Source organism: Haloferula chungangensis, assembly GCF_042664875.1.
Taxonomy (GTDB): Bacteria; Verrucomicrobiota; Verrucomicrobiia; order Verrucomicrobiales; family Akkermansiaceae; genus Haloferula; species Haloferula chungangensis.
On the sequence record NZ_JBHTBS010000018.1, the window covers coordinates 41,331 to 48,620 of the forward strand.

The window sequence follows — 7,290 nt, forward strand, 5'->3', positions numbered from 1 at the left end:
GACCAGCGCGCCACCTCCCCCCGAGCCTCAGGATTCCACACTTCACAAGCCCGCCCTCCCCATCCAAGCTTGAGGCAGTTCATGTCCGCCCACCTCAAGACGCTCCAGGCCCACGCCAAACAAGCCCTGAAACCCGCGATCCAGGGCCAGCTCTCTCCCGCCGAGCGCATCGCACTCTTCAAGCGCTTCCTCAAGATCGAGGAGCATCGTATCAAGCTCCGTCACCGTGCCGGTGCCGGTGGATTGGAAATCGCCCGCGATCGGGCCGAGCTGCTCGACGTCGTCCTGACCTCCGTCTTCACCACCGCCAACAACAAAAGCAAGAGCACCACCAACATGACCCTCGTCGCCACTGGCGGCTACGGCCGGGGCACGCTCAATCCCGGCTCGGACATCGACCTTCTTTTCCTCGTTCCGCGCGCATCGAACAAACTTTCAAAGGAACTCGAAGCCGTCGTTCATGAGGTGCTCTACCTGCTTTGGGACGTCGGCTTCAAAGTCGGCCACGCCGTCCGGTCCATCACCGAATGCGTCCAGCAGGCCAAAGCCGACCAGGAGAACAAGACCTCCCTGATGGACGCGCGACGCATCACCGGCGACCGCGCGCTCTTCTCAGACTTCAAGACGCGCTTTGAGAAGGAGGCGATCCTGAAGGGACAGGCCGCCTTCCTCGAGCTCCGACGAAACGACCTGAGAGGCCGCCACGAAAAGTACTCGCACACCGTTTTCCTCCAGGAACCCAATGTCAAAGAGAGCTGCGGGGGCATGCGCGATTACCACAACATCCTGTGGGTCACCCGCGTCAAACTCGGCTCGGTCAAACTGCGCAAACTCGTTGAGAAGCGGCTGCTGAGCGCCAAAGCCTATAAGGAGATCGAGGAAGCCTACGACTTCATCAACCGCGTGCGCAACGAATTGCACTACCAGGCCGGACGCGGCGCGGATCAGCTCACCCTCCGGCTTCAGGGCGTGGTGGCAACCAAGTTCAAATATCCTCAACGTTCGATCCTCCGCCGGGTCGAATTCTTCATGCGGGACTACTACCAGCATACCCGCAATCTCTATCAGCACACCACTTCGCTGATGGAGATTTTTGAAATCGAACATGAAGATCGCTCCGAAACCGGGATCCGTTCGTTTCTTACCTTCCGTAGAAAGAAGCGCGAGGAATTTGACTCATTCGTCGCCCGCGATGGCAGGATCTACCCCAGCACCCCCGAGATCTTCGCCGAGGATCCGCATCGCCTGATGCGGCTCTTCCAGCACACCCAGCTCCGCAACCTGAGGCTTAGTCCTCCGATGAGGAAACTGGTGAAGGAAAACTGGGAAAACATCGATCGGCCATTTCGCTACAACAAGGCGAACCGCGAAACGTTTCAAGCCATCCTCAGCCGCAAGGGCGACGTCGCACGCACGCTCCGCCAGATGCACCGCGTCGGATTCCTCGGACGCTATCTTCCCGAGTTCGGCGCCCTTGATTGCCTGGTGCAGCACGAGTTTTTCCACCGCTACACGGCCGACGAGCACACGCTTCGATTCATCGAGGGCATCGACGCCCTCGTCGGCACCGACGAACCACGCCTGCAGCTTTTCCGTGACCTGCTCCACCGGATCGAGGATCCCTACGCGCTCTATCTCGCCATCCTCCTGCATGACAGCGGCCGCTCCGAGAACGTTCGCGAACACATCGACGGCTCCGCCATGCTCGCGCAGCGTCTCTGCAACCGACTTCAGATCACGGGCAGCCGTCGCCGGATGATCATGTTCCTCGTCGACCATCACCTGACCTTCTGGCGCTATGCGACGACCAAGAACATCGAGGATACCGAGGTGGTCGAAGAATTCGCCAACCTCATGAAGACGCCGGCCCGCCTGGACGCGCTGATGCTTTTCACTTACGCCGATTCGAATGCCACCTCACCTGACGCATGGACGAGCTGGAAGGAAACCCTCCTCCGTCAGCTCCACTCCTCGACCCGTCGCTTCCTCACCGAAGGTCGTGAGAAATTCGCCGCAGCCCTCAAGGCGGAGAAACGCAGCTTGAGGGAGAAGTCCGTCGCGACTCTGGGCGAGGACTACGAACAGGACATCGAAGATCATTTCGCCCGGATGCCCGGCGCTTATTTCCGCTTCCGAAATTCCGCCAGCGTGCCCATTCACATCAAGACCGTACGCCAGTTCCTGGAAAAGGAGAAGGTCGCCAACGGTGCCTTCGAGTGTGCCGGTCAGGCGACCGATTTCATCGATCGCGGCTACACCGAGCTGGCCATCGCCTCGCGTGACCGTCCCCATTTCCTCGAGAAAGTCTGCTGTGCCATCGCCGCCCAGGGAATCAACATTCTCTCCGCCGATTTCTACACGCGGACCGACGGTGTGGTGGTCGACATCTTCCGCGTCTGCACCACGGATTTCGAACCAATTTCAGATCCGAAGATGCGCGAACAATTCATCAAGACGCTTCGCCAACTCGGGGAAACCGATGAGTATGACCCCTCCAAGTATCTCAAAGCGAAGGTCAATCTTCTGCGCCCACGAGACGAAGGAGGCATCGCCTTTCCCGTGCGCGCCCACATCTCGAACGATCTGCATCCGACATGTACGGCGATTGAGGTTCAGGCAGTCGACCGCATCGGCCTTCTCCACGACCTCTTTCATGCGATCAACCAGTGTGGTCTCGACACCGTTCACGCGCGGATTTGCACCGAGAAGGGTGCCGCGATGGATACCCTTTACGTAACGCTTCCCGGAGGAGGCAAGGCGGTCGATGGATTCCAGCTCGCCTGCCTGAATGAAAAGCTTCAGGAGACCATCGCCGCCACCTGATCAGGAGCTGCCCTCAATCAGTTGGCGAAGCAGAAAAGCGAGCGATCGCCGCGCAGCAAAAGTTGGCCATCGACGACTACTGGCGAGGCAATCACGCCTTCGCCCAATTCGTTCGACTTGATCTCTTCGAGTCCTTCCTTGCCGATCTTTGCCGTGAGAACCACGCCGTCCTCACGAGGACAGACCAGGAGGCCACCCGCGATGATTGGCGAAGCGTAAAAGGTCTGGGCCGCCTTCGGCAGCTTGTCTTTCCAGAGCACCTTTCCGCTCGGGGCATCGATGCACGTCACCAGTCCCCGCTGCGGACCGCGATCGGTTAGAATGTAGAACTTCCCATCGTCTGCTGCCGGTGTGGCCGAATCACTGCCCAGCTTGTGCTTCCAAAGATGAGCCTTCTCCGTGGTATCCCCTTTTCCTCCCATCTTGACACCCGCAACGTACTCGCCGCGAGCGTAAGGAACCAGCGCGACGTCGCCCGACGCCACGGCTGAAGCAATCACCCGCCAACCCTTCTTCTTGTCAGGATTGAAGCCACCAACCGTCCAGAGGATCTCACCGGTCGCAACATCCTGACCTGTTAGATGATCTCCACCCCAGCAGACGAGCGTCTCTTTGCCATCAATATCGTAGACCAGAGGCGTGGTGTAGGAATCGCCCGACTCCGGCCCTGTTTCATAATGGCGGTCGTTCTTCCAAACGGTATTCCCGGTCTTCCGATCAAGCGAAACGATGTAGGAAGGAGCATCCGTCTGCATCATCGCAACGACCAGATTGCCGCCCGCAATTACCGGCGACGTGCCGACATCCCACCACAGCTTGTCCTCCCCGAATTTCTTGAAGAGATTCATCTCCCAGCGGACATCACCGCTCAGTTCAAGCGCCGCGAGCTGACCCGATTTGAAGTAAACATAGACCGCCTCGCCATCGGTGACGGGAGAAGAATTCGCCGAGCTGCCGACACGCTGACCACGACCGGGAATGATTTTCCCGAAGGTCTTCCGCCAGAGCTCCTTGCCCTCCATGTCGTAGGCGATCACCCCATCTTTCCCTTCAATTTCAGAGGTCAGGATGATTTTTCCGTCCACCACAATCGGCGTCGAGCAGCCCCGACCAGGAAGAGCAGCCTTCCACAACAGGTTTTCTTCGGCCGAGAACTTTGCCGGAGGTTTCTCTCCAGCCACCGACCCATCCTGCTCCGCCCCACGCCAACCCGGCCACTCGGCAGCGGTCAGGGTCCACGCGGTGCTCAGGAGAATCAGAGGAGTGAGTTTCATCATCCGATTCTACTAAACCAGAACTGGCGATCTCTCAAGATTCGTTCCCGTCAGCCCGAACTTGATCGCTTTCCGTGAGTTCGAACCCACCTTATGCAGACTCTTTCGAGGCTAACCTCGATTGTCCCTGAGGCAGTCTTTTTTAGGCGAAAAAGTGCCTGTTCCTGTCTCAGCGGCGAATCGGTCTAGCCTGCGACCAGATGCATTTCTCTCTCCTGAGAAATGCAGCTTAGCCGGGCGCTCCACCTAGCGCACGACCCCAGACACCAAGTGAAATTCAGAAGTGCTTCCCACCTATCAAAACCGCCGACAACACCTCAACCATTGCAAGATTTATTGTCCGACCCGAATGGCACTGTTTTAAGCCGGATCTCGGTGGCTTTGGTGTGATCCGTCCGCCGGAGCGAGCCTGTCCTGATTCTACATAATCCTTACGGTGGTAGCGATTGAGAGTGGCAAGCGGATCGGAATTCCTTGATTTCTTGAGGATTCCTGGCCCGACAGGCCGCTTAAAACAGCGCCATTCTTGTCCGACCCCTTTTTCGACCCCTTTTTTTGCTTGCGTCCTTAGGTTGACGCCAATGCCCCGGGTGCTCAGCAATGGCGCGGAGGTCGCCAGTTCATCCCGGATTATCATCGTGAAGAGCTCATCTGGTAATATTCAATGCCGTCTCGCGAATCGACTGGTCGCTAATCTCACTGATCCATGCTTCGCGCACTCCCTCCACGCCCGCTTCCTGTCTGGAAGCCCATTCCAGCAAAGCTAAGATTGAGTAATCTCTCTCCAATCCTAAGTCCAAATTTATAATGTGCTCACTCGCATCAATCGAATCAAGTTCCAACCATTCACGAACTATGATTTTGCAAACGCCTTCTTTTGCGGAATCCTCAGCGTCCTTGGCGATCCGCTCAAAAGATGAACGTGGATCTTGTTTTGCAGCAGAACTAGTAAATACGGCTCGCCGATTCTCGTCGAAGAACCTGGGGACAGTCTCGTCATTCTCAAACAAGATGAATCGTTCCCCGGCACCACGGTAAAGCTCGGAGACAAGCCCGTCATCGCTCAGGTATCCAAATTCGCTCAGGATGGATTCCTTTAGTTGGATTTCGGAAGAGAAGTCGTCCGAAATCCACACGCTGGGTAGGAAGCTAGAGAGGAGTGATCGCAGCTCATCCGCCGAGGCGTCGTTAGCGGCGGACAAAAAGTCATTCCAGTCTCCGAATTGGTAAAGTTTGCGACGCAGCACGGCGGTGTCGACGGACAATTTGGCCTCATCGAATTCCTCACCATGCTTTTCCAATTTTCTGCTCGTTGTCTGTAGGCGGGCTCGTGAATCAGCTCTGTCAGTTTGAAGGATACCCCGCTTTGGAACCATGTTTTGCTCGATAGCTGCGCCTCGCTCGCTTGATTCGACCGAAAGAAGCAGCCCACAGGCGATGAGTGCGACGAACCCGATTGCTAACGTTAAGACATGTTTCATCCGTAATGAAGTGACAATCATATTCGGCCCTAAGACTTTAGAGGATCATAATAATTTAACGATCACCTAAGACGGCTTCAACAGCCAACTGATGATTGGATCCCAGTGTGGCTTTGATCGTATTCGCTTTGTCGACGGCCGCCTGACGGTCGACTGATAACCGGAACTGGTCACTTTGGAGAAGGATAATCAAGGATGCAATTCTTTCGTCCTCGGTTTCGAACGAAGCGATTGCCTCCAGCGCAGGAACTATTCCGTCGCGTTTTGCCGCGAACTCTGCATATAGGGACCCCGCATAAACTCGGTCTGCACCAAATGGCAACGCCTCATGAATGCGCTTGAGCTGTTCAACATCCATATTATCCGCAGCATCTCCCAGCATACCGTGAACCGCAACAGTTCGTCCTCTCCCGGGTGGCAAGGATTTAAATAAGGTTCTAAGCGCGTCTTTCGACTTGGGAGGTGGTGGATGATCAGAAGTATTGTGCTGAACAGGGGGGACTTGAAATGCGTCGGGAACAGAGCCCGTTCCCGGGCCGCCTAGTTTAGAAGCGTTGGATGCCCCTTGCTCGGAAGCCCGAGAGATGGGTTCTGGACGTGAAGCAGGCGGATCTGCGATACCCTCTCTGAAGCGCCTTCCTTCATCTTCGCGAATTTGCGATTCCTGATCCTTCCGGCAGTTGCTCAAATTTATTACAGCCAGAAGGAGCCCGAAATTTAGCAGGGTTGCTGTCATGATAGACTTAATTCTATTTTTCCTTCGGCGCAAATATTGTACTGACCTCGGCCTTAGCTGTTCCTTGTCCATAGTTAACAACTACAACCTCTTGGGTAAATTCATTCCAGTAATCATACGAAACAAGCTCGATGACCGATTTCATGGATAAGTTGCCTGAGTTTTTGGTAGCCTCTTGGGATGTCTCGATTGTTACTTCAACGTTGCCAATAGTAACCACGTGAGCGAATGTGCTTGGAGGTTTATCTTGAGACTGCGCCGTGATAGTAGCAGGAGGGTCTTCTGTGCACGACACCGAATGAGTGGGCTCCCATTTTTTGTCGTAGATCTCTGTGGCGCCCCCATCAGTGTAAACCCAAAGCCCCACATAGCTTGAGAATGGTTTGGAATTATACGGATTCGTGGCGGGCGGATCATTCACGATTGACGAGCGCGCTTCAATTGCGAGCTCCATTTTAACAACAGAACCATCTGCTTGTTGAATAGGAATCTGTGATCGATTTAGGGTGACTCCGGGTGTAGATGTAGGATAAACACAGATCATCCCATATTTTTTCGATCCTGATCCTGGTTCGTCAGCTCTCGCTGCCGTGGCAGTAAGATTCCATGCTGCAATTGATGCCACCGTCGCTCCACCTGACCGCTTAATAAACAGCCTCCGGCTCATCCCGCCACCGCCGGATTCATCAAACGCTTGACTTAAACGAACCGGGGGGGGTAGGAAGTTGGACTTGCTCATGGTTATAGGACCCCTATCGAAAACTCCGGAGTTGGCAAGACAATTTTTGTCTTATGTCGGCGACGGTACAAAACCGGATTTCTCGCCGGTATGGGAAATGGGGTCAGGGTGGAATGGCACTGTTTTAAGCCGGACCTCGGGATAAAGAGTGGCCGGAAATCCGCTGGTCCTGTTAGATCCTGTGTGACCAAAAACCAACCGTTACTCAGCGGATTCCCGACGCAGCTTTGTGGCTCC

At 55.4% G+C, this 7,290-nt stretch carries 5 protein-coding genes; 1 reads left to right on the forward strand and 4 read right to left on the reverse strand.

The features are described from left to right. Window positions 1-81 precede the first annotated feature (81 nt). Entirely contained in the window at window positions 82-2,823 is a 2,742-nt protein-coding gene (glnD, locus tag ACFQY0_RS20105) for a [protein-PII] uridylyltransferase (RefSeq protein WP_379716463.1), read from the forward strand. 17 nt (window positions 2,824-2,840) lie between these two features. Here glnD and ACFQY0_RS20110 read toward each other — a convergent pair whose 3' ends face one another. From ACFQY0_RS20110 to ACFQY0_RS20125, 4 genes are all read right to left on the reverse strand, one after another. Continuing rightward, the gene (locus tag ACFQY0_RS20110) at window positions 2,841-4,097 is read right to left on the reverse strand and encodes an outer membrane protein assembly factor BamB family protein (RefSeq protein ID WP_379716465.1); all 1,257 of its coding nucleotides are present in this window, start codon (window positions 4,095-4,097) and stop codon (window positions 2,841-2,843) included. Between the two features lie 647 nt (window positions 4,098-4,744). Next, window positions 4,745-5,578, reverse strand: a complete 834-nt coding sequence (locus ACFQY0_RS20115; RefSeq protein WP_379716468.1) for a hypothetical protein — start codon at window positions 5,576-5,578, stop codon at window positions 4,745-4,747. A gap of 55 nt (window positions 5,579-5,633) precedes the next feature. Beyond that, window positions 5,634-6,314, reverse strand: a complete 681-nt coding sequence (locus ACFQY0_RS20120) for a hypothetical protein (protein WP_379716471.1) — start codon at window positions 6,312-6,314, stop codon at window positions 5,634-5,636. A 13-nt stretch (window positions 6,315-6,327) separates the two neighbouring features. Further along, window positions 6,328-7,053, reverse strand: a complete 726-nt coding sequence (locus ACFQY0_RS20125) for a hypothetical protein (protein WP_379716474.1) — start codon at window positions 7,051-7,053, stop codon at window positions 6,328-6,330. Between the last annotated feature and the right edge of the window lie 237 nt (window positions 7,054-7,290).

Bases quoted from the DNA above. Each gene is read 5' to 3' on its own strand.
- glnD (WP_379716463.1), top strand. From the start codon at position 82: ATGTCCGCCCACCTCAAGACGCTCCAGGCCCACGCCAAACAAGCCCTG.
- ACFQY0_RS20110 (WP_379716465.1), bottom strand. From the start codon at position 4,097: ATGAAACTCACTCCTCTGATTCTCCTGAGCACCGCGTGGACCCTGACC.
- ACFQY0_RS20115 (WP_379716468.1), bottom strand. From the start codon at position 5,578: ATGAAACATGTCTTAACGTTAGCAATCGGGTTCGTCGCACTCATCGCC.
- ACFQY0_RS20125 (WP_379716474.1), bottom strand. From the start codon at position 7,053: ATGAGCAAGTCCAACTTCCTACCCCCCCCGGTTCGTTTAAGTCAAGCG.
- ACFQY0_RS20120 (WP_379716471.1), bottom strand. From the start codon at position 6,314: ATGACAGCAACCCTGCTAAATTTCGGGCTCCTTCTGGCTGTAATAAAT.